Below are 21,280 nucleotides of genomic sequence, written 5' to 3'. Positions count from 1 at the left end.
GTGAAGTGGTGCATTACTTTGCTACCACACCTGTCCACGCATCCTCCAGGGACCTGACGATGTCGCATCCAACCTTCCTGTCCGGCCGTCGCAGCGGAATCTGTGCCGCCGCACTGCTGATCTCCACCTCCCTGCTGCTGGGCGGTTGCGCCGCAGGGCCCAATTCCGAAGCCAAGGCCGCCGAGACCAAGGAGGAGAAGAAGGTCGACGCGGTGCCGGTCGAAGTGGCGGTGGCCAGCCACCGTGCGGTCGCGGCCAGCTACACCGGAACCGCTGCGCTGGAGCCGCGCGCCGAATCGCAGGTGGTCGCCAAGACCTCCGGCGTGGCGCTGGCGGTGCTGGTCGAGGAAGGCCAGCGGGTGACCGCTGGCCAGCCGCTGGTACGCCTGGACCCGGACCGCGCACGCCTGGCTGTTGCCCAGAGCGAAGCGCAGATGCGCAAGCTGGAAAACAACTACCAGCGCGCCCAGAAACTGGTTGGCCAGCAGATGGTCAGTGCCGCCGATGTCGACCAGCTGCGCTTTGATCTGGAAAACGTCCGCGCGCAGTACCGCCTGGCGACGCTGGAACTGTCCTACACCACGGTGGTGGCGCCGATCTCCGGCGTGATCGCCTCGCGCTCGATCAAGACCGGCAATTTCGTGCAGATCAACACGCCGATCTTCCGCATCGTCGACAACTCGCGCCTGGAAGCCACCCTCAACGTGCCCGAGCGCGAACTGGCCACGCTGCGTGCCGGCCAGCCGGTAACGTTGGCCGCCGATGCACTGCCGGGCCAGAGCTTCACCGGCACCGTCGACCGCATCGCGCCGGTGGTGGATTCGGGCAGCGGCACGTTTCGCGTGGTCAGTGCCTTCGATGGCGCCGCCCACGCGCTGCAGCCCGGCATGTTCGGGCGCATCCGCATCGATTACGACCAGCGTGCCGATGCACTTGTGGTGCCGCGCCTGGCGCTGCTCGACGACGGTGAGCCGGCGGTGTTCCGGGTGCGCGAAGGCAAGGTCGCACGCGTTCCGGTCAAGCTGGGTTACGCCGAGGGCCCGTGGGTGGAGATCCGTGATGGCCTGGCGGCCGGTGATCAGGTGGTCACCGCCGGCAAGGTCGCGCTGCGCGACGGTACCGCGGTGCAGGTGATCGCCGATCCGAAGGCAAAGGCGAAGACGGTTGCAGCGGCCGCCAAGCCGGCGGACAAGGCCGGGAGCAAGCAATGACCGCCCCGGGCCACGACCACGGTGCCTCGCCGGCGAGCGACGGCGCCGCCGCCGGCATGCGCGGCGGCCTGGTGGAATTCGCCACCCGCCGCCGCGTGACCATTGCCATGTGCACGGTCACCCTGCTGCTGTTCGGGCTGATCGCGCTGGGCAACCTCAAGGTCAACCTGCTGCCTGACCTGAGCTACCCGACGCTGACCGTGCGCACCGAGTACACCGGTGCGGCGCCGACCGAAATCGAAACCCTGATCACCCAGCCGGTCGAAGAAGCGGTGGGCGTGGTCAAGAACCTGCGCAAGCTGAAGTCGGTCTCGCGCACCGGCCAGAGCGACGTGGTGCTGGAGTTCGCCTGGGGCACCAACATGGACCAGGCCAGCCTGGAGGTGCGCGACAAGATGGAGGCGCTGAACCTGCCACTGGAGGCCAAGGCCCCGGTGCTGCTGCGCTTCAATCCGTCCACCGAGCCGATCATGCGCCTGGTGCTGTCGAGCAAGGACGCGCCGGCCACCGATGCCGATGCGATCCGCGAGCTGACCGGCCTGCGCCGCTATGCCGATGAAGACCTGAAAAAGAAGCTGGAGCCGGTCACCGGCGTGGCGGCGGTCAAGGTCGGCGGCGGCCTGGAAGACGAGATCCAGGTCGACATCGACCAGCAGAAGCTGGCGCAGCTGAACCTGCCGATCGACACCGTCATCAAGCGCCTGAAGGACGAGAACATCAACATCTCCGGCGGTCGCCTGGAGGAGGGTTCGCAGCGCTTCCTGGTGCGCACCGTCAACCAGTTCGCCGACCTGGAGGAGATCCGCAACCTGCTGGTCACCACCCAGGCGTCGAACGGCAGCGCGGCCGACTCGGCGCTGCAGCAGATGTTCAACATCGCCGCGTCGACCGGTTCGGCGGCCGCCATCGCGGCGGCCTCGGCGGCGCAGAGCGCATCGTCCGGCGGTGGCTCCAGCGTGGTCGCCAACGGTGTGCCGGTGCGCCTGAAGGATGTGGCCACCGTGCGCCAGGGCTACAAGGAACGCGAAGCGGTGATCCGCCTGGGCGGCAAGGAATCGGTTGAACTGGCCATCTACAAGGAAGGCGATGCCAACACCGTGTCCACCGCCGAAGCGCTGCGCAAGCGCCTGGAGCAGATCAAGGGCACGTTCCCGTCCGATGTCGAGATGACCACCATCGAGGACCAGTCGCGCTTCATCGAGCACGCCATCGCCGACGTCAAGAAGGATGCAGTGATCGGCGGCCTGCTGGCGATCCTGATCATCTTCCTGTTCCTGCGTGATGGCTGGAGCACGTTCGTGATCAGCCTGTCGCTGCCGGTCTCGATCATCGCCACGTTCTTCTTCATGGGCCAGCTCGGCCTGAGCCTGAACGTGATGTCGCTGGGCGGCCTGGCACTGGCCACCGGCCTGGTGGTGGACGATTCGATCGTGGTGCTGGAGAGCATCGCCAAGGCCCGCGAGCGCGGCCTCGGCATCCTGCAGGCGGCGATTGCCGGTACCCGCGAAGTGAGCATGGCGGTGGTCGCCTCGACCCTGACCACCATCGCGGTGTTCCTGCCGCTGGTGTTCGTCGACGGCATCGCCGGCCAGCTGTTCCGCGACCAGGCACTGACCGTGGCGATCGCCATTGCGATCTCGCTTCTGGTGTCGATGACCCTGATTCCGATGCTGAGCTCGCTGAAGGGACGGCCACCGCTGGCGTTCCCGGAAGAAGCACCGAACGAGCCGTGGCAGCCGCAGAACCGCTGGCAGAAGCCGGTCGCACTGGGCCGTCGTGGTGCCGTCGCAACCGCGCGCTGGAGCTTCTACGCGCTGGCCTGGCTGGTGGTGCGCGCGTGGCGTGGCGTGGTGGCGGTGGTCGGCCCGGTCATGCGCAAGGCCAGCGACCTGGCAATGAAGCCCTACGCCGGTGCCGAGCGCGGCTACCTGCGCCTGCTGCCGAGCGCGCTGGCCCATCCGGGCAAGGTGCTGGGCGTGGCCACGATCATCTTCGTGGCGACCATGGCGCTGGTGCCGATGCTCGGTGCCGACCTGATCCCGCAGCTGGCACAGGACCGCTTCGAAATGACGGTGAAGCTGCCGGCCGGCACGCCGCTGAAGCAGACCGATGCGCTGGTGCGCGAGCTGCAGCTGGCCCACGGCAACGGCGAGGGCGTGGCGTCGCTGTACGGCGTCAGTGGCAGTGGCACCCGCCTGGATGCCAGCCCGACCGAGAGCGGCGAGAACATCGGCAAGCTGACCGTGGTGATGGAAGGCGGTGGCAACGCGCGTACCGAAGCGGAGATCACCGAGCGCCTGCGTGACACCATGGGCCAGCATCCGGGCGCACAGGTCGACTTCGCGCGGCCGGCGTTGTTCAGCTTCTCCACGCCGCTGGAAATCGAGCTGCGCGGGCAGGACATGGCGACGCTGGAAGTGGCTGGCCAGCGCCTGGCGGCGATGCTGCGTGGCAATGCGCACTACGCCGACGTGAAGTCGACGGTGGAAGAGGGCTTCCCGGAAATCCAGATCCGCTTCGACCAGGAGCGTGCCGGTGCACTGGGCCTGACCACCCGACAGATCGCCGATGTGGTGGTGAAGAAGGTGCGCGGCGATGTAGCCACCCGCTACAGCTTCCGTGACCGCAAGATCGACGTGCTGGTGCGTGCCCAGGAGGGCGACCGTGCCAGCGTGGAGAGCATCCGCCGGTTGATCGTCAATCCGGGCAGCACCCGCCCGGTCACGCTGGACGCGGTGGCCGACGTGGTCGCCACCACCGGCCCCAGCGAGATCCATCGCGCCGACCAGACCCGCGTCGCCGTGGTCTCAGCCAACCTGCGCGATATCGATCTGGGCGCGGCCATGCGCGAAGTGCAGCAGATGGTGGCCGAACAACCGCTGGGCGCAGGCGTCGGCCTGCATATCGGCGGCCAGGGTGAGGAGCTGGCGCAGGCGGCGAAGTCGCTGATCTTCGCCTTCGGCCTGGCGATCTTCCTGGTCTACCTGGTGATGGCCTCGCAGTTCGAGTCGCTGCTGCATCCGTTCGTGATCCTGTTCACCATCCCGCTGGCACTGGTCGGCGCGATCCTGGCACTGATGCTGACCGGCAAGCCCATCTCGGTGGTGGTGTTCATCGGCCTGATCCTGCTGGTCGGCCTGGTCACCAAGAACGCGATCATCCTGATCGACAAGGTCAACCAGCTGCGCGAGGCCGGCGTGGCCAAGCACGAAGCACTGGTGGAAGGTGCGCGCTCGCGCCTGCGGCCGATCATCATGACCACGCTGTGCACGCTGTTCGGCTTCCTGCCGCTGGCGGTGGCGATGGGCGAGGGTGCCGAAGTGCGCGCACCGATGGCGATCACCGTGATCGGTGGCCTGCTGGTGTCGACCCTGCTGACCCTGCTGGTGATCCCGGTGGTGTACGACCTGATGGATCGCCGCGGTGATGCCTATTACCGCGAGCGTGGCCGCAAGCACGCCGGTGAGATCGAGCCGGGTGCGGCGGGCAGCGCGGCGGGCGCGGAGGAACCGGCATGAGTGTTGCCGAGTTCTCCATCCGTCGCCCGGTCACCACCATCATGTGTTTCGTGTCGCTGGTGGTGATCGGCCTGATCGCTTCGTTCCGGCTGCCGCTGGAAGCGCTGCCGGACATCTCCGCGCCGTTCCTGTTCGTGCAGATCCCGTACACCGGTTCGACGCCGGAGGAAGTGGAGCGGACCATCATCCGCCCGGTGGAGGAATCGCTGGCGACGATGACCGGCATCAAGCGCATGCGCTCGTCGGCCACCTCCGAAGCGGCGTTGATCTTCATCGAGTTCAGCGACTGGGACCGCGACATCGCCATCGCCGCCTCCGATGCACGCGAGCGCATCGATGCGATCCGCAGCGACCTGCCCGATGACCTGCAGCGCTACAACGTGTTCAAGTGGTCCAGCAGCGACCAGCCGGTGCTGAAGGTGCGCCTGGCCAGCACCACCGACCTGACCACTGCCTATGACATGCTCGACCGCGAGTTCAAGCGGCGCATCGAGCGTATCCCCGGTGTGGCCCGCGTCGACATCACCGGCGCGCCGCCGAACGAAGTCGAGATTGCCATCGACCCGAACCGGCTCAACGCGCACGGCCTGAGCATCAATGAGCTGAGCGAGCGCCTGCGCACGCTGAACTTCTCGATCTCGGCCGGGCAGATCGACGACAACGGCCAGCGCGTGCGCGTGCAGCCGGTGGGCGAGATCACCGACCTGCAGGAAATGCGTGACCTGGTGATCAACGCCAAGGGCCTGCGCCTGGGCGACATCGCCGACGTGCGCCTGAAGCCGGCACGGATGAACTACGGGCGGCGCCTGGACGGCAACCCGGCGGTCGGCCTGGACATCTTCAAGGAGCGCAGTGCCAACCTGGTGGAGGTGTCGCGCGCGGCGCTGGCGGAGGTTGAAGCGATCCGTGCCGAAGCGTCGATGCGCGACGTGCAGATCAAGGTGATCGACAACCAGGGCAAGGCGGTAACCTCCTCGCTGCTGGAGCTGGCCGAGGCCGGTGCGGTGGGCCTGATCCTGTCGATCACCGTGCTGTTCTTCTTCCTGCGCCATTGGCCGTCCACGCTGATGGTGACCCTGGCCATTCCGATCTGCTTCACCATCACCCTGGGTTTCATGTACTTCGTCGGGGTGACGCTGAACATCCTGACCATGATGGGCCTGCTGCTGGCCGTGGGCATGCTGGTCGACAACGCCGTGGTGGTGGTGGAGAGCATCTACCAGGAGCGCGAGCGCATGCCCGGGCAGCCGCGGCTGGCCTCGATCATCGGCACCCGCAACGTGGCCATCGCGCTCAGCGCCGGTACGCTGTGCCACTGCATCGTGTTCGTGCCGAACCTGTTCGGCGAGACCAACAACATCAGCATCTTCATGGCGCAGATCGCGATCACCATCTCGGTCTCGCTGCTGGCCTCGTGGCTGGTTGCGGTCAGCCTGATCCCGATGCTGTCCGCGCGCATGGCCACGCCCAAGCTGGTGCACTCGCAGACCGGCCTGATCGCGCGGCTGCAGCGCCGCTACGCCAGGCTGCTGGACTGGTCGCTGCACCATCGTGGCTGGAGCCTGCTCGGCATTCTGCTTGTCGTGCTGGTCAGCCTGGTACCGATGAAGCTGACCAAGATCGACATGTTCGGTGGTGACGGCGGCAAGGACATCTTCATCGGCTACATGTGGAAGGGCGCCTACACCTACCGGCAGATGTCCGAGGAAGTGGCGCGGGTGGAGAACTGGATCGATGCCAACCGTGAACGCCTGCACGTCAAGCAGGTCTATTCCTGGTACAGCGAGCAGGAAGGCAGCTCGACCGTGGTCACCCTGGATGAGAAGTACGCCAAGGACATCAAGGCACTGCAGGAAGAACTGCGCAAGGGCCTGCCGAAGTCGGCGCGTACCGACTACTTCGTCGGCAACCAGGGCGGCGATGGCGGTGGTGGCGGCAACCAGGGCGTGCAGGTGCAGCTGGTCGGCGATTCCAGCAGCATGCTGCAGGAGATCGGCCAGGAGGTGGTGCCGCTGCTGGCGCAGCGCACCGAGCTGCGCGATGTACGCATCGACAACGGTGAAAAGGGTGGCGAGCTGAAGGTGCGCGTCGACCGCGAACGTGCGGCGGCGTTCGGCTTCAACGCCGAACAGGTGGCCAGCTTCGTCGGCCTGGCGCTGCGCGGTGCGCCGATGCGCGAGTTCCGCCGTGGCGACAACGAAGTGCCGGTGTGGGTGCGTTTCGCCGGTGCCGAGCAGAGCAGCCCGGAAGACCTGGCCGGTTTCAGCGTGCGTACCGGCGATGGCCGCAGTGTGCCGCTGCTGAGCCTGGTCACCGTTGATGTCGGTTCGTCAGCCACCCAGATCGGCCGCACCAACCGCCAGACCACGCTGACCATCAAGGCCAACCTGGCCGAGAAGGTCACCGCGCCGGATGGCCGCAAGGCGATGGAGTCGGTGCTCAAGCCGATGAACTTCCCGGCCGGCTATGGCTACACCTTCGATGGCGGCGATTACGGCAACGATGACGAAGCGATGCAGCAGATGGTGTTCAACCTGTTGATCGCGCTGGTGATGATCTACGTGGTGATGGCGGCGGTGTTCGAGTCGCTGCTGTTCCCGGCGGCAATCATGAGTGGCGTGCTGTTCTCGATCTTCGGCGTGTTCTGGCTGTTCTGGATCACCGGTACCTCGTTCGGGATCATGTCCTTCATCGGCATCCTGGTGCTGATGGGCGTGGTGGTGAACAACGGCATCGTGATGATCGAGCACATCAACAACCTGCGGCGCGGTGGCATGGGACGCACGCAGGCGCTGGTGGAGGGCTCACGCGAGCGATTGCGCCCGATCATGATGACGATGGGCACGGCGATCCTGGCGATGGTGCCGATCTCGTTGACCAATACGCAGATGTTCGGCAACGGCCCGGAGTACGCTCCGATGGCGCGCGCGATTGCCGGCGGCCTGGCGTTCTCGACGGTGGTCAGCCTGCTGTTCCTGCCGACGATCTACGCAGTGCTGGATGACCTGCGCAATGCCGTGACGCGGCTGATCCGCCGCGCGCGCGGTCTGGAGGTCGTGGCGGGTACCCCGGTGTAGTGGTCGAGCTTGCTCGCCCGTAATGCGCGACAACGTGTTGTGGTGTGGGGGAGGCCGGTCGTAGTGGGGCGGCCTCCCCCTTTTTTTTGATGTTCTGCGCAGGGCATGCTCGGCGGATCTTTGCGGCCGGCGTAACGCGTGCCAACCAAGGTTGGCACCTACCGGTCGCGCGCGTAGACGCCATGCGGCCGGTAGCGCCGGGCCATGCCCGGCGGGGCGTTGCAATCAACCGGCGACCTTGCCCCAAACCTTGAACGTGGTGAGCCACAGACCGAGCATGCTGCCGATGTTGGTCAGCATGAAGGTCAGCACCACGCGCGTGACGCGGTTGCTGTACCAGCCCTTCAGGCTCTGCGCATCGTCGCGCAGCTTCAGGAAGTCCTCGTAGGCCGGCTTGCGCAGGCGCGCTTCCACCAGCGCCGAGAACGCACCGGTGGGGATGCTCAGGCGGAACGGCTTGAATGGGGCCACCGCGATCGCGGTGAGGATGCTCAGCGGATGGCCGCCGGCCAGCAGGCAGCCCAGGCCCGCCAGGCCGCCGGTGTACATCGCCCAGGTTGCCAGCAGTTCGGTACCCACGCCGAGGCCGCCGCGGTAGAAGCCCACGCCGATGCCGGTCGCCACGATGGCCAGGATGCCCAGCGTGAACCACGGGATGTTGCGCTTCTTCGGTACCGCTTCCAGTTCGGCACGCAGCGGCGTCGGTGCTTCGGTGTCGGTTTCCAGGTAGCGCGCCAGGCCTGCAAGGTGACCCGCACCGACAACCGCCAGCACTTCACGCTGCTGCGGGTTGTGTTCCTCGCGCAGGCGCGTGGCCATGTAGCGGTCGCGCTCGCCGATGATGGTCTCGTACAGCGCCGGGCTCTCGCTGGCGAACTCGCCGAAGCTCGACTCCAGCATGTCGCCCTGCTTGAGCTTCTCGATCTCGTTTTCGCCCACTTCCTCGGACGAGAACAGGCCGGCACCAAGGCCGGCGACCAGCTTCAGCTTGCCGAAGAAACCCAGCCGCTGCGAGGCGCGGCGGAAGGTCAGGCCGACCTCGCGGTCGATCAGGTGCACCGGCAGGTTGCGCTCGCGGGCCAGTTCCACTGCGCGCTTCAGTTCGGCGCCGGGCTCGATGTCCAGCTGTTCGGCCAGGCGGCGCTGGTAGGCGGACAGGGCCAGGTTGGCGGCGAACAGGGCGACGCGGCCCTTGCGGATCACCTCGACCAGGTCGAGCTTGGCCAGCGTGTCTGGATCACTCAGTGCCTGCAGGCGCTGCGGGTCAAGCTCGACGGCCACCGCATCGAAACGGCCGCTGTCGATGGCTTTCTCCACCGCCTCGACGCTGGCACGCGAAACGTGGGCAGTGCCCAGCAGGGTGTAGCGCACGCCGTCGCGTTCGACGACGCGCACCGGCTGGCCGGCGAACAGATCGTCGCCGGTCTCGGGAAGGGTTTCGGTCATGGGTTCATTCATTGGAAGGTGCGGTGTCGGCGCCGTCGCCGAGCGCGCGCTGCATCTGCACGGTATCCAGCCAGCGGCCGTGCTTGCGGCCGAGGCCACGGAACACGCCGACCAGCTCGAAGCCGAAGCGTTCGTGCAGCTTGATTGAAGCGGTATTGGTGGGTTCGCCGATCACCGCCACCATCTGCCGGTAGCCTCGCGTCACGCAGGCATCGATCAGGGCCTGCAGCAGGCCGGTGCCGACGCCCTTGCCCTGGAAGCCGGCATCGACGTAGACCGAGTTTTCCACGGTCCACTGGTAGGCGACGCGGGTGCGGTAGGTGTTGGCATAGGCATAGCCAGCCACCTGGCCGTCGATCTCGGCGACCAGGTAGGGGAAGCCGCGATCGACGATGTCGCGCATGCGGCGCAGCATCTCGGTCGCGTCCGGGATGTCGTACTCGTAGGTGTTGACGAAGTCGGTCACTTCCACCGCATAGATCGCGGTGATCGCGTCGATGTCGGCCGGGCCGGCATCACGGATGAGGACGGCCATGCGCGGCTCCGGCTCAGTCGATGTAGCGCTTGAGCAGGTCACCGTACGCGTCGATGCGACGGTCGCGCAGGAACGGCCAGATGCGGCGCACGTGCTCGCTGCGCTGCAGGTCGACATCGCACAGCAGCACGGTGGCGTCGGTGCCGGCTTCGGCCAGGAACTCGCCCTGCGGGCCCAGCACGTGACTGTTGCCCCAGAACTGGATGCCCGACGCGCCCAGCGGCGATGCCTCGTGGCCGACGCGGTTGCAGCTCAGCACCGGCAGACCATTGGCCACAGCGTGGCCGCGGTGGCTCAGCACCCAGGCGTCGCGCTGGCGGGTCTTCTCGTCCTGGACGTCGTCCGGGTCCCAGCCGATCGCGGTCGGGTACAGCAGCAGTTCGGCACCGGCCAGCGCCATCAGGCGCGCCGCTTCCGGGTACCACTGGTCCCAGCACACCAGTACGCCAAGGCGACCCACCGAGGTGTCGATCGGCTTGAAGCCGATGTCGCCCGGGGTGAAGTAGAACTTTTCGTAGAAACCCGGATCGTCCGGGATATGCATCTTGCGGTACTTGCCGAGCAGCGTGCCGTCCTTCTCGAACACCACGGCGGTGTTGTGGTACAGGCCGGCGGCGCGGCGTTCGAACAGCGAGCCGACCAGCACCACGCCATGCTTCTTCGCCAGCGCGCCCAAGCGCTCGGTGCTCGGGCCCGGAATCGGCTCGGCCAGGTCGAACTCGTCCACCGACTCGTGCTGGCAGAAGTACGGACCGTTATGCAGTTCCTGCAGCAGCACCAGTTTCGCGCCCTGCGCAGCCGCCTCGGCCACGCGTGCTTCGATCACCGCCAGGTTGGCGGCGGCATCACCGTGGTTGCGCTCCTGGATCAGGGCGACGGTAAGGGGGCTGCGCGAGTTCATGCGGGGCGTTCCTGCGGGGGAAAACCTGCATGTTAGCGCGGATGGACGGCGACGGCGTGTCGCGCGCTGAATGGGTGCACGCAACCGGTAGCGCCGGGCCATGCCCGGCGGATTTTCCAGATGCGGCAGCGTTCGCCGGGCATGGCCCGGCGCTGCCGGTTCGGCTTACGCCTTCAACAGCCCTGCCGGCAGCTGCATGGTGATGCAGTGCAGGCTGCCGTTCTGCCAGATCAGCGAGCGGCAGGGTACCTGCACGATCTCGCGGCCCGGGTGCGCCTGCGCCAGCACGTCGCGGGCCAGGTCGTCGGCCGGATCGCCGTAGGCCGGCATCAGCACCGCGCCATTGACGATCAGGTAGTTGGCATAGGAGGCGGCCAGGCGGCGGCCCTCGTCGATCACCGGCTGTGCCCACGGCAGCGGGAACAGGCGGTACGGCTGGCCATCCTTGGTGCGCAGCGCGGCCAGTTCGTTGCCCATCGCCTGCAGCTCGGCGTAGTGCGAGTCGCTCTCGTCGTCGCAGGCCTGATAGACGATGCTGTCAGCCGAAGCGAAGCGGGCGAGGGTATCGATATGCGCGTCGGTGTCGTCGCCTTCCAGGTAGCCGTGGTCCAGCCACAGCACGCGGTCCTGCTGCAGCCAGTCGGCCAGGTCGGCGCTCAGGCTGTCGCGGTCGCGGTCGGGGTGGCGCTCGTGCAGGCACTTCCAGGTGGTCAGCAGGGTGCCTTCGCCGTCGGTTTCGATGCCGCCGCCTTCCAGCGCGAACGGGATGCTGCGCACCGGCGCGTCATTGAACACGCCGGCCTGGTCCAGCACGCCCACCAGCTGGTCATCCAGGGTGGCGTCGAACTTGCCGCCCCAACCGGTGAAGCGGAAGTCCAGCAGCTGGAAACCGCCGTCGGCGCGGCGCAGGGTGATCGGGCCGGAATCGCGCAGCCAGGTATCGTCGTAAGCGGCCGTGGTGAAGTGGACCTTGTCCATGTCGATGCGGTTGGAGCGCAGCCGCATTTCGGCATAGGTCTCCACATCGTCGTCGGCCACGCAGATCAGCACCGGCTGGAAGCGGGTGATGGCCGCGACCAGGGCGATGTAGGTCTCTTCCACCTGGCCCAGGCGGTCGGCCCAGTCGGTGTCGGCGGTGGGCCAGGCAATCAGGACGCCACTCTGGGCTTCCCACTCGGCAGGAAAACGAAGGGTCTGGTTCATGGTCTCGCTACACAGGCCCGCCCACGGCGGGTAATGGGATCAACGGATCGGCGGTTTCGGGCCGATTTCGTTCGGGTCCGCCTGGTTGGCCACCACGTTGATCACCTTCTGCTTCTCGAAGTAGACGGTGAACTGCGGGTACACCCAGCGGTTGATGGTCGGCCATTGCCGTTTCTGCCCGCCGCGCGGCTGCAGCTGCTCGCTCGGCGCGCCGAACTGCGCCTGCACCTGCTGCATGCTCTGGCCGCGCACGGGCAGGGCACCGGCCGGCTTCTCGCGGGCGCGGTCGACAAGCAGGGTATCGGCCAGCGCCGGCGTGGCGGCGACCAGCGTGGCCATCACGGCCAGGACAGACAGGTAACGCTTCATCTCGATCTACTCCCCAGTGGTCAAGAAAGGCGATTACAGCAAAAACGGCAGGAAAAAGCCGCATAAACAAAAAACCGCCCGAAGGCGGTTTCTTGCATCGGGTCGGCCCCGCGTAGGGCCAGCCGCAGCCGCGAGGGCTGTTGGGCTTAGCGCTGACGCGCCTTGAAACGCGGGTTCGACTTGCAGATGACGAAGATCTTGCCGCGACGACGGACGACCTTGCAGTCGCGGTGACGGGCCTTCGCCGACTTCAGGGAGGACAGGACTTTCATGGCATACCTCGGCGTAAACAGTAGTTGTTCGGGTGGAGCGTGGCCGCGATATGCGAAAGACAATCGGCAGTTGACGCTCGTTCAAGCCCGCCATTCTACCGGGCTTTTTGTCGATGTTTCAAGTGGTTGCGCGAAAGTCGCCGCGCGGGCCCCCGGGCAGGGGCTAGAATGACCCCTTCACACGCTCTGGGAACCCCATGAATCCACTCGCCCCCGTCCTGACCATCGACGGCCCTTCCGGGGCCGGCAAGGGTACCATCAGCCGCATCATCGCGCGCCGGATGGGCTGGCATTACCTGGATTCGGGCGCGCTGTACCGTGCAGTGGGCGTGGCCGCGAGCTGGGCAGACATCGACACCTCCGACGCCTCGGCGCTGGTGCGCTGCACTTTCGACACCCATGTTCAGTTTGTTGAACAGGGTGAGTCGATGCGGGTCATGGTCAACGGCACCGATGCCACCGACGAGCTGCGCCTGGAGACCACTGGCGCCCTGGCCTCGGCCATTGCCGCCATTCCCGAGGTGCGCGCGGCCCTGAAGGAGCGCCAGCGCGCATTCAGGGAGCTGCCCGGCCTGGTCGCCGACGGTCGTGACATGGGCACGGTGATCTTCAAGGACGCCCCCTACAAGGTCTTCCTGACCGCCAGTGCCGAGGAGCGCGCCGAGCGCCGGCATAAGCAGTTGAAAGACAAGGGGGTTTCTGTTAACTTTGATGACCTCCTGCGCGAGATCATGGCCCGCGACGCCCGTGATGCTCAGCGTACCGTGGCGCCCCTGAAGCCGGCAGACGATGCTGTCCTCATCGACACCACAGGCATCGGCATCGATGATGTCGTTGCCCGAGTGATGGATCTGCTTCCGGTTCCGGCTGCCTGATCCGTTCGCGCGGGAGCACTGCCAGCTGCATCGGTGGTGGTCGCGCAAAGCAGTGCTGTACCAGCTCCGTCGCGCAATGATGCGTGGCGGTTTTCCTACTACACACGACCTGCGATTCCGGGGTCGACCAACAGGCGGGCGGTCGCCATTCCCCTGAAGGGGACGCCACCGACCCATGTGTCCAACAGAGTAAATCTAATGACCGAATCATTTGCCGAACTGTTTGAAGCCAGCCAGGCCAACCTGGCCAAGCTGAAGCCGGGCGCCATCGTCAGCGGTACCGTTGTTGAAGTCCGCGGCGACGTCGTGGTGATCAACGCTGGCCTGAAGTCCGAAGGCATCGTGCCGATCGAACAGTTCCGTAACGACGCTGGCGAAATCGACGTCGCCGAAGGCGACATCGTCAAGGTCGCCCTCGACTCGATCGAGAACGGCTTCGGCGAAACCGTCCTGTCGCGCGAGAAGGCCAAGCGCGCGATGGTGTGGGACGAGCTGGAAGAAGCGTTGGAAAAGAACGAAACCATCACCGGCCGCATCAGCGGCAAGGTCAAGGGTGGTTTCACCGTGGACATCAAGGATGTCCGCGCCTTCCTGCCGGGTTCCCTGGTCGATGTGCGCCCGGTGCGCGATCCGGCCTACCTGGAAGGCAAGGAACTCGAGTTCAAGCTCATCAAGCTAGACCGCAAGCGTAACAACGTCGTGGTCTCGCGCCGCGCTGTCGTCGAAAGCGAGCACTCGGAAGAGCGCGAGCAGCTGATGGACAAGCTGCAGGAAGGCGCGATCCTGAAGGGTGTCGTCAAGAACCTGACCGATTACGGCGCGTTCGTGGACCTGGGCGGTATCGACGGCCTGCTGCACATTACCGACATGGCGTGGAAGCGCGTGCGTCACCCGTCGGAAGTCGTGAACGTCGGCGACGAGCTGGACGTCCGCGTGCTGAAGTTCGACCGCGAGCGCAACCGCGTTTCGCTGGGCCTGAAGCAGCTGGGCGAGGATCCGTGGGACAACATCGGCCGTCGTTACCCGGCCAACAGCCGCGTCTTCGGCAAGGTCTCCAACGTCACCGATTACGGTGCATTCGTTGAGATCGAGCCGGGCGTCGAAGGCCTGGTGCACGTCTCCGAGATGGATTGGACCAACAAGAACGTCAACCCGTCCAAGGTTGTCCAGGTTGGTGATGAAGTCGAAGTGATGGTGCTGGACGTCGATGAAGAGCGTCGCCGTATCTCGCTGGGCATGAAGCAGGTTGCCGCCAATCCGTGGGAAACCTTCGCTGCCACCCACAAGAAGGGTGACAAGGTGTCGGGCCAGATCAAGTCGATCACCGACTTCGGCATCTTCATCGGCCTGGACGGCGGCATCGACGGCCTGGTCCACCTGTCCGACATCAGCTGGAACACCACCGGCGAAGACGTCGTTCGCAACTTCAAGAAGGGCGATACCCTGGACGCCGTCGTCCTGGCTGTCGATCCGGAGCGCGAGCGCATCTCCCTGGGCGTGAAGCAGCTGGAGCAGGATCCGTTCGGCCAGTACATGGCTGCCAATCCGAAGGGCTCCAAGGTTGAAGGCGTGGTGAAGGAAGTCGACGCCAAGGGCGCGATCATCGAGCTGGCTGACGGCATCGAGGGTTACGTTTCGGCTCGCGACATCGCCAACGAGCGCGTTGACGATGCTACCCAGCACCTGAAGGTCGGCGACAAGATCGAAGCCAAGTTCGTGGGCATGGACCGCAAGGGCCGTACCCTGCAGCTGTCGATCAAGGCCAAGGACGACGCGGAAATGCGCGAAGTGCTGGAGGAATACCAGTCCTCTTCGGCTTCCAGCGGCACCACCCAGCTGGGCGCGCTGCTGCGTGCACAGCTGAACGGCAACAAGTCCGAGTAATCGGCCTTACGCTGTTTGTTGTTTCCTGGACGGCCCGGGCTTCTGCCCGGGCCGTTTCAGGCTGAGATGCCCCTGATGTGAGCCGGTAATGACCAAATCCGAACTGATCGAAATCCTTGCGCGCCGCCAGGCGCACCTGAAGGCCGATGATGTCGATCTGGCGGTGAAGTCGTTGCTGGAAATGATGGGCGGTTCGCTGTCCGCCGGGGATCGCATCGAAATCCGTGGTTTTGGCAGCTTCTCGCTGCACTATCGTCCGCCGCGCCTGGGTCGCAACCCGAAGACCGGCGAATCGGTTGCCCTGCCGGGCAAGCACGTCCCCCACTTCAAGCCGGGCAAGGAACTGCGCGAGCGGGTCAGCAGTGTGCTGCCGCTGGACGCCGATCCGGCCTGAGCCCCCCGTCGCGCCACCGCGTGCGAATCCAGCCGCGGGTCGGATAAGCTACGGACTCCTGCCACTGGAGCTGTCGCATGAAGGTCTTTCGTCTGCTGGTCCTGCTGGCGGTCCTGATCCTTGGGCTGATCATTGGTGCGGTCAACATGACCGCGATGTCGATCAACCTGCTGTTTACCCAATTGAATACCTCCGTCGGCGTGGCGCTGATTGCGGCCCTGCTGATCGGTGTCATCGTCGGTGCCGGCCTGGTGCTGGTGAGCGTGGTCATTCCGCTCTACAGCCAGCTGCGCCGTGCCAACAAGTCCGTGGCGGCAACGCCGGCCGCGGGTGTTTCCCCCCAATCTTTTGATGGACGCTGATCGAAGATGGATTTCGTCACCGAGTGGCTGTGGTTTTTCCTGTTCGTTCCGCTGGCCGCACTGGCCGGGTGGGTGATCGGCCGGCGTGGCGGCCAGCGCCACGGTGACAACCAGGTCAGCCGCCTGTCCAGCACCTACTTCCGTGGCCTGAACTACCTGCTCAACGAGCAGCCGGACAAGGCCATCGAACTGTTCCTGCACATCGCCGAGCTGGACAAGGAAACCTTCGAGACCCAGGTCGCGCTGGGCCACCTGTTCCGCCGCCGCGGTGAAGTCGACCGCGCCATCCGCCTGCACCAGGGGCTGGTCAACCGCCACGACCTGAGCGACGCGCAGCGCGTGCAGGCCCTGCTGGCGCTGGGCGAGGACTATATGAAGTCCGGCCTGCTGGACCGTGCAGAGACCGTGTTCACCGAGCTGGCACAGCTGGACCAGCGCGCCCCGCAGGCGCTCAAGCACCTGATCGGCATCTATCAGGCCGAGCGTGACTGGGAAAAAGCGATCGACAACGCCACCCGCTTCGAAGACGTCACCGGCGAGCCGATGGGCAAGCTGATCGGGCAGTTCGAATGCGAACTGGCCGAACGCTTCCGCGGTGTCGGCAAGCTGGAAGAGGCGAGGGCGGCGATTGCCCGCGCCTACCAGGCCGACGCCATGTCGGTGCGCGCCGGCATCATCGAAGGTCGCCTTGAGACGGATGCGGGCAACGCTGAAGCCGCCGTGCGCGCATTCGAGCGTGCCGCGCGCAACGACCCGGAGTACCTGCCCGAGCTGCTGCCGGCGTTGATGGAAAACTACCGCAAGGTCGGCGACCTGGGTGGCGCACGTGCGTTCCTGTCGGAAATGACCGAGCACTACCGTGGCATCGCCCCGGTGCTGGCCCTGACCCGACTGATGGAAGAGCAGGAGGGCGTGGCTCCGGCCCGAGCCTACCTTGGCCGCCAGCTCAAGGATCGCCCGTCGGTGCGTGGCGAATCGGCGCTGATCGACCTGACCCTGGCCGAGGGCGCCGATTCCACGGCGACCCTGCATGACCTCAAGCACATCACCGACCAGCTGCTGGTGCGCAATCCCGCTTACCGCTGCACCCGTTGCGGGTTCGGTGCACGCACCCACCACTGGCAGTGCCCGAGCTGCAAGGAATGGGGTACGGTCAAGCCGCTGCTGAACTACGCGGTGCTCTGATCCATGCCGTGGCTCGTGATGGGCGCGCTGCTGGGGCTGGCCCTGCTGAGTGCGGGGTTGACCTGGGCGGCACGGGGGTATGCCCTGCGCCAGCAACTGGTGGACCAGCCTGGCGAGCGTCGCAGCCATAGCGTGGCGACGCCGCGCGGTGGTGGTATCGCCATCGTCATCAGCCTGCTGGTCACCGCCGGCGCAGCGATGTGGTTCTGGCCCGAATCGACGCCAAGCCTGCTGGTGGCCAGCCTAGGCCTGGTACTGGTGGCGGGCATCGGCTGGTGGGACGATCACCGGCCGTTGCCGGCCATGCGCCGCCTGCTGGTGCACTTCATTGCCGCCGCGCTGCTGGCCGCCCTGGTCAAGGTGCACGGTGGAAGCTGGTTGCTGGCCGGGCTGGTGCTGGTATTCACCGCCTCGTTGATCAACATCTGGAACTTCATGGATGGGATCAACGGTATTGCCGCCAGCCAGGCCATTGTCGTTGCACTGGGGCTGGCGCCGGTGCTGCCCTGGCCGTACTCGCTGGCGGCGGTGGCGCTGGGCCTGGCCTGCCTGGGTTTCCTGCCGTTCAATTTCCCGCGGGCCCGGATCTTCATGGGTGATGTCGGAAGTGGCGCGCTGGGCTATGCAGTCGCCGTCGTCCTGGCCATCGCCGCGGTGCGTACCGATATCAACTGGATCCTGCTGCTGGTGCCGGCTTCGGCGTTCCTCGTGGACGCGGGCTTCACACTGGCGGCGCGCATCATTTCCGGACAACGCTGGATGGAACCCCATACCCAGCACGTCTACCAGCGGGCGGTGCAGGCAGGAGCCAGCCACGCCCAGGTGACAGGGATGTACTTTGCTTTGGGCCTGTTCAGTATTACAGTGCTTAATGTCTGCTCCAATTTGCAGCCGAGGTGGGAGGCTGTCCTGGCGGTCGCGTGGTTTCTCGCGCTGAGCGTCCTCTGGCTCCTCCTGCGCAATGGATTGCGTCACCGACAAGGAACTACCTGACTTATGGCTTCACCCTGGCGGGACAGAATTCTCGGCCTGATGCCGCGTTCGGCCATCGTCTGCCACGACCTGTTCATGGTCTGGGCATGCTGGCAGCTGCTCCACGCCGGGCGGTACTCGATCCTCCCCAACGCGCCCGCGCTTCCGCTCTGGAATGTCGACACCACGCTGGTGCTGCTGCTGCAGGGCCTGGTGTTCTGGCGCGTAGGCCTGTATCGCGGGTTGTGGCGCTTTGCCAGCGTCAGTGACCTGCTGAACATCTTCAAGGCCAGCTTCATCGGCCTGGTCGGCATCGTGCTGGTGCTGATGTGGAAGCGTTTCGACGGCGTGCCGATGTCGGTGCTGGTGATCTATCCGTTCGCGCTGTCGGCGCTGCTGGGCGCGCCGCGCCTGCTGTACCGGGCCTGGAAGGATTACCAGGCACTGCAGTCGGATTCGAGCGCGCGCCGCGTGCTGATCCTGGGTGCCGGGCAGGCCGCTGAGACCCTGGTTCGGGATCTGCGCCGCTCCGGCAACTTCGAGCCGGTCGGCCTGCTGGACGACGCACCGCACCTGCGCGGTGCCAAGCTGCAGGGCCTGCCGATCCTGGGCAGCCTGGATGATGCCCCGGCCGTGGTCCGCGAGACTGCAGCCAAGTTGCTGGTGATCGCCATGCCCTCGCTGGATGCCGCAGGCATGCAGCGGGTGGTCGCCATCTGCGAAAGCACCGGCGTGCCGTTCCGCACCGTGCCCAAGCTGAGCGACATCCTGCAGGGCCAGTCGCTCCCCGGCCAGCTGAAGGAAGTGGCGATCGAGGATCTGCTCGGCCGCAAGCCGATCACCCCGGACTGGAACCTGATCCGCGGCTGGTTGGGCGGGCGCACCGTGATGGTCACCGGTGCCGGTGGCTCGATCGGCTCGGAACTGTGCCGCCAGTGCGCGCGCCATGGCGCCGGCCGCATCATCCTGCTGGAGATCAGCGAGCTGCTGCTGCTGACCATTGAAGGTGAGCTGCGCCGCAGCTTCCCCGATATCGAGATCGAAGCGGTGCTGGGCGATTGTGGCGATCCTGCGGTGATCCGCCATGCGCTGTCGCTGCATCCGGTCGACACCGCGTTCCATGCTGCGGCTTACAAGCATGTGCCGGTGCTGGAGCGGCAGCTGCGCGAAGCCGTGCGCAACAACATCCTGGCGACCGAGAACGTGGCCCGTGCCTGCCTGGAAGCCCGCGTCGAGCATTTCGTGTTCATCTCCACCGACAAGGCGGTGGACCCGGTCAATGCGCTGGGTGCCAGCAAGCGCTATGCCGAGATGATCTGCCAGAGCCTGGACCAGAAGTCCACGCACACCCGTTTCGTTACCGTGCGCTTCGGCAACGTGCTGGCCTCGGCCGGCAGCGTGGTGCCGCTGTTCCGCGAGCAGATCCTGCGAGGTGGGCCGGTCACGGTCACCGATCCGGAAGTCAGCCGCTACTTCATGACCATCCCCGAGGCCTGCCAGTTGATCCTGCAGGCAGCGGCTTCGGCCTCGCACGGTGCGATCTACACGCTCGACATGGGTGAGCCTGTGCCGATCCGGCTGCTGGCCGAGCAGATGATCCGCCTTGCGGGCAAGCAGCCGTACAAGGATGTGCAGATCATCTACACGGGCCTGCGTCCGGGCGAGAAGCTGCACGAGACGCTGTTCTATTCGGATGAGGACTACCGCGCCACCGCGCATCCGAAGGTCCTTGAGGCCGGTGTCCGCATGTTCTCGCGCGATCTGGTGCTGGGCAACGTCCCGCGCCTGCGCGAGGCAGTCTGCAGCTACGACACCGAAACCATCAAGGAAGTCCTGTTCGCGACGATGCCCGAATTTTCGCCAATCGAACAGGATGCTTACATTTCATCCGCTAAAGTCGTGCCCTTTCCGGCACGCGAGGCCAACAGGCACCAATGAGCAAGCGAATTCGCAAAGCAGTTTTCCCCGTAGCGGGTCTGGGGACGCGTTTTTTGCCAGCAACCAAGACCGTGCCGAAGGAGATGCTGCCGATCATTGATCGGCCGCTGATCCAGTACGCGGTGGATGAAGCAATCGAGGCGGGCTGTGACACGCTGGTGTTCATCACCAACCGTTACAAGCATGCAGTCGCCGACTATTTCGACAAGGCCTACGAGCTGGAGCAGAAGCTCGAGCGCGCCGGCAAGCAGGAGCAGCTGGAGCTGATCCGTCACGTACTGCCCAATGGCGTGCGCGCGATCTTCGTGACCCAGGCCGAGGCGCTGGGCCTGGGCCATGCGGTGCTGTGTGCCAAGGCCGTGATCGGTGACGAACCGTTCGCGGTGCTGCTGCCGGACGACCTGATCTGGAACCGCGGCGACGGCGCGCTGAAGCAGATGGCCGATCTCAACGAAGCCAGTGGCGCCAGCGTCATTGCGGTTGAAGATGTGCCGCACGACAAGACCGCCAGTTACGGCATCGTCGCGACCGAGGCCTTCGATGGCCGCAAGGGCCGCATTTCGCAGATCGTGGAGAAGCCGAAACCGGAGGACGCACCGAGCGATCTGGCGGTGGTCGGCCGCTACGTGCTGAGCCCGAAGATCTTCGAGCTGCTGGAGCAGACCGGCAGCGGTGCCGGTGGCGAGATCCAGCTGACCGATGCGATCGCGCAGCTGCTGAAGACCGAAGAGGTCGATGCCTACCGGTTCGAGGGCACTCGTTTCGACTGCGGTACGCACCTGGGGCTGGTGGAGGCGACGATCCGCTTTGCGCTGGACAACCCGAAGCTGGCAGGGCCGGCGCGGGAGAAGCTGGCGGCGATGCTGGCGGAATGAGGGTTTTATCAAGCGCTCCGTTCGCGGCGCCTTGACTGATACGTGGGGGAGGGGGCGGATGGCCCTCTCCAAAACACGCCAAAGCCCTTCCATGGTGCTCGATGGCGCCATCCATGGCGCCAACGGTTTTGGAGAGGGCCATCCGCCCCCTCTCGACAGTTTCCGTGCGGCGCGGACGGGAAGGGCGGAATCAAGGGCAGGGGCAAAAGCAAAAAAGGCAGCCAATGGCTGCCTTTTTTCGTGGGTCGGGGTCAGAGCCCTTT

Annotated in this window: 17 protein-coding genes; 11 read left to right on the top strand and 6 right to left on the bottom strand. The window is 65.8% G+C overall.

Annotation, left to right across the window (positions count from 1 at the left end; genetic code table 11):
- Positions 1–59 precede the first annotated feature (59 nt).
- Genes AC5P88_RS07730 through AC5P88_RS07720 form a run of 3 tightly spaced genes read left to right on the top strand, consistent with a single transcriptional unit; the run spans position 60 to position 7,806 of the window.
- Positions 60–1,211 (top strand): efflux RND transporter periplasmic adaptor subunit, encoded by a 1,152-nt coding sequence (locus AC5P88_RS07730; protein ID WP_021204157.1) that lies wholly within the window; start codon positions 60–62, stop codon positions 1,209–1,211.
- Complete coding sequence (locus tag AC5P88_RS07725) at positions 1,208–4,729, top strand: efflux RND transporter permease subunit (RefSeq protein ID WP_495224743.1); 3,522 nt, start codon at positions 1,208–1,210, stop codon at positions 4,727–4,729. Before AC5P88_RS07730 ends, AC5P88_RS07725 begins: the two co-directional genes overlap by 4 nt.
- Positions 4,726–7,806, top strand: coding sequence for an efflux RND transporter permease subunit (locus AC5P88_RS07720; protein WP_495224742.1), 3,081 nt, complete (start codon positions 4,726–4,728; stop codon positions 7,804–7,806). Before AC5P88_RS07725 ends, AC5P88_RS07720 begins: the two co-directional genes overlap by 4 nt.
- Positions 7,807–8,031: 225 nt before the next feature.
- Here AC5P88_RS07720 and AC5P88_RS07715 read toward each other — a convergent pair whose 3' ends face one another.
- The 6 genes from AC5P88_RS07715 to ykgO all read right to left on the bottom strand — a co-directional run bounded on the left by AC5P88_RS07715 (position 8,032) and on the right by ykgO (position 12,532).
- Positions 8,032–9,252, bottom strand: a complete 1,221-nt coding sequence (locus AC5P88_RS07715) for a TraB/GumN family protein (protein ID WP_495224741.1) — start codon at positions 9,250–9,252, stop codon at positions 8,032–8,034.
- A 4-nt stretch (positions 9,253–9,256) separates the two neighbouring features.
- On the bottom strand, positions 9,257–9,787 hold the full coding sequence (locus AC5P88_RS07710) for a GNAT family N-acetyltransferase (protein ID WP_106550995.1): 531 nt from the start codon (positions 9,785–9,787) through the stop codon (positions 9,257–9,259).
- A 13-nt stretch (positions 9,788–9,800) separates the two neighbouring features.
- Positions 9,801–10,688, bottom strand: coding sequence for a carbon-nitrogen hydrolase (locus AC5P88_RS07705; protein ID WP_005409280.1), 888 nt, complete (start codon positions 10,686–10,688; stop codon positions 9,801–9,803).
- A gap of 165 nt (positions 10,689–10,853) precedes the next feature.
- The gene (locus AC5P88_RS07700; protein WP_106550994.1) at positions 10,854–11,891 is read right to left on the bottom strand and encodes an agmatine deiminase family protein; all 1,038 of its coding nucleotides are present in this window, start codon (positions 11,889–11,891) and stop codon (positions 10,854–10,856) included.
- A gap of 39 nt (positions 11,892–11,930) precedes the next feature.
- On the bottom strand, positions 11,931–12,260 hold the full coding sequence (locus AC5P88_RS07695) for a hypothetical protein (protein ID WP_495224740.1): 330 nt from the start codon (positions 12,258–12,260) through the stop codon (positions 11,931–11,933).
- A 146-nt stretch (positions 12,261–12,406) separates the two neighbouring features.
- Complete coding sequence (gene ykgO / locus AC5P88_RS07690) at positions 12,407–12,532, bottom strand: type B 50S ribosomal protein L36 (RefSeq protein ID WP_005409283.1); 126 nt, start codon at positions 12,530–12,532, stop codon at positions 12,407–12,409.
- Positions 12,533–12,729: 197 nt separating this feature from the next.
- Between ykgO and cmk the strand changes: the two genes are divergently transcribed.
- From cmk to galU, 8 genes are all read left to right on the top strand, one after another.
- Positions 12,730–13,407 carry a (d)CMP kinase gene (gene cmk, locus AC5P88_RS07685; RefSeq protein WP_005409284.1) on the top strand — a complete coding sequence of 226 codons (678 nt, stop codon included), beginning with the start codon at positions 12,730–12,732 and terminating at the stop codon, positions 13,405–13,407.
- Between the two features lie 198 nt (positions 13,408–13,605).
- Complete coding sequence (gene rpsA / locus AC5P88_RS07680) at positions 13,606–15,291, top strand: 30S ribosomal protein S1 (RefSeq protein ID WP_005409285.1); 1,686 nt, start codon at positions 13,606–13,608, stop codon at positions 15,289–15,291.
- An 88-nt stretch (positions 15,292–15,379) separates the two neighbouring features.
- Entirely contained in the window at positions 15,380–15,685 is a 306-nt protein-coding gene (locus AC5P88_RS07675; protein WP_005409286.1) for an integration host factor subunit beta, read from the top strand.
- A gap of 77 nt (positions 15,686–15,762) precedes the next feature.
- Positions 15,763–16,047 carry a LapA family protein gene (locus AC5P88_RS07670; RefSeq protein WP_106550992.1) on the top strand — a complete coding sequence of 95 codons (285 nt, stop codon included), beginning with the start codon at positions 15,763–15,765 and terminating at the stop codon, positions 16,045–16,047.
- Positions 16,048–16,053: 6 nt separating this feature from the next.
- Positions 16,054–17,232, top strand: coding sequence for a lipopolysaccharide assembly protein LapB (gene lapB / locus AC5P88_RS07665; RefSeq protein ID WP_495224739.1), 1,179 nt, complete (start codon positions 16,054–16,056; stop codon positions 17,230–17,232).
- Positions 17,233–17,235: 3 nt separating this feature from the next.
- Positions 17,236–18,225 (top strand): MraY family glycosyltransferase, encoded by a 990-nt coding sequence (locus AC5P88_RS07660; RefSeq protein ID WP_495224738.1) that lies wholly within the window; start codon positions 17,236–17,238, stop codon positions 18,223–18,225.
- A 3-nt stretch (positions 18,226–18,228) separates the two neighbouring features.
- Positions 18,229–20,142 (top strand): polysaccharide biosynthesis protein, encoded by a 1,914-nt coding sequence (locus AC5P88_RS07655; RefSeq protein ID WP_495224737.1) that lies wholly within the window; start codon positions 18,229–18,231, stop codon positions 20,140–20,142.
- A complete protein-coding gene (gene galU, locus AC5P88_RS07650; RefSeq protein WP_295551405.1) occupies positions 20,139–21,017 on the top strand; it encodes a UTP--glucose-1-phosphate uridylyltransferase GalU in 879 nt (292 codons plus the stop codon). Before AC5P88_RS07655 ends, galU begins: the two co-directional genes overlap by 4 nt.
- The last annotated feature ends 263 nt before the right edge of the window (positions 21,018–21,280 follow it).

It is taken from the genome of Stenotrophomonas sp. YJH_SMC_8, from assembly GCF_059371315.1.
The sequence above is the reverse complement of the archived record's forward strand: the minus strand, read 5'-3'. Positions and strand labels throughout refer to the sequence as shown.

What these genes read in the sequence shown, in the direction of transcription:
- AC5P88_RS07730 (WP_021204157.1), top strand. Translation starts at nt 60, where the DNA reads ATGTCGCATCCAACCTTCCTGTCCGGCCGTCGCAGCGGAATCTGTGCC.
- AC5P88_RS07725 (WP_495224743.1), top strand. Translation starts at nt 1,208, where the DNA reads ATGACCGCCCCGGGCCACGACCACGGTGCCTCGCCGGCGAGCGACGGC.
- AC5P88_RS07720 (WP_495224742.1), top strand. Translation starts at nt 4,726, where the DNA reads ATGAGTGTTGCCGAGTTCTCCATCCGTCGCCCGGTCACCACCATCATG.
- AC5P88_RS07715 (WP_495224741.1), bottom strand. Translation starts at nt 9,252, where the DNA reads ATGACCGAAACCCTTCCCGAGACCGGCGACGATCTGTTCGCCGGCCAG.
- AC5P88_RS07710 (WP_106550995.1), bottom strand. Translation starts at nt 9,787, where the DNA reads ATGGCCGTCCTCATCCGTGATGCCGGCCCGGCCGACATCGACGCGATC.
- AC5P88_RS07705 (WP_005409280.1), bottom strand. Translation starts at nt 10,688, where the DNA reads ATGAACTCGCGCAGCCCCCTTACCGTCGCCCTGATCCAGGAGCGCAAC.
- AC5P88_RS07700 (WP_106550994.1), bottom strand. Translation starts at nt 11,891, where the DNA reads ATGAACCAGACCCTTCGTTTTCCTGCCGAGTGGGAAGCCCAGAGTGGC.
- AC5P88_RS07695 (WP_495224740.1), bottom strand. Translation starts at nt 12,260, where the DNA reads ATGAAGCGTTACCTGTCTGTCCTGGCCGTGATGGCCACGCTGGTCGCC.
- ykgO (WP_005409283.1), bottom strand. Translation starts at nt 12,532, where the DNA reads ATGAAAGTCCTGTCCTCCCTGAAGTCGGCGAAGGCCCGTCACCGCGAC.
- cmk (WP_005409284.1), top strand. Translation starts at nt 12,730, where the DNA reads ATGAATCCACTCGCCCCCGTCCTGACCATCGACGGCCCTTCCGGGGCC.
- rpsA (WP_005409285.1), top strand. Translation starts at nt 13,606, where the DNA reads ATGACCGAATCATTTGCCGAACTGTTTGAAGCCAGCCAGGCCAACCTG.
- AC5P88_RS07675 (WP_005409286.1), top strand. Translation starts at nt 15,380, where the DNA reads ATGACCAAATCCGAACTGATCGAAATCCTTGCGCGCCGCCAGGCGCAC.
- AC5P88_RS07670 (WP_106550992.1), top strand. Translation starts at nt 15,763, where the DNA reads ATGAAGGTCTTTCGTCTGCTGGTCCTGCTGGCGGTCCTGATCCTTGGG.
- lapB (WP_495224739.1), top strand. Translation starts at nt 16,054, where the DNA reads ATGGATTTCGTCACCGAGTGGCTGTGGTTTTTCCTGTTCGTTCCGCTG.
- AC5P88_RS07660 (WP_495224738.1), top strand. Translation starts at nt 17,236, where the DNA reads ATGCCGTGGCTCGTGATGGGCGCGCTGCTGGGGCTGGCCCTGCTGAGT.
- AC5P88_RS07655 (WP_495224737.1), top strand. Translation starts at nt 18,229, where the DNA reads ATGGCTTCACCCTGGCGGGACAGAATTCTCGGCCTGATGCCGCGTTCG.
- galU (WP_295551405.1), top strand. Translation starts at nt 20,139, where the DNA reads ATGAGCAAGCGAATTCGCAAAGCAGTTTTCCCCGTAGCGGGTCTGGGG.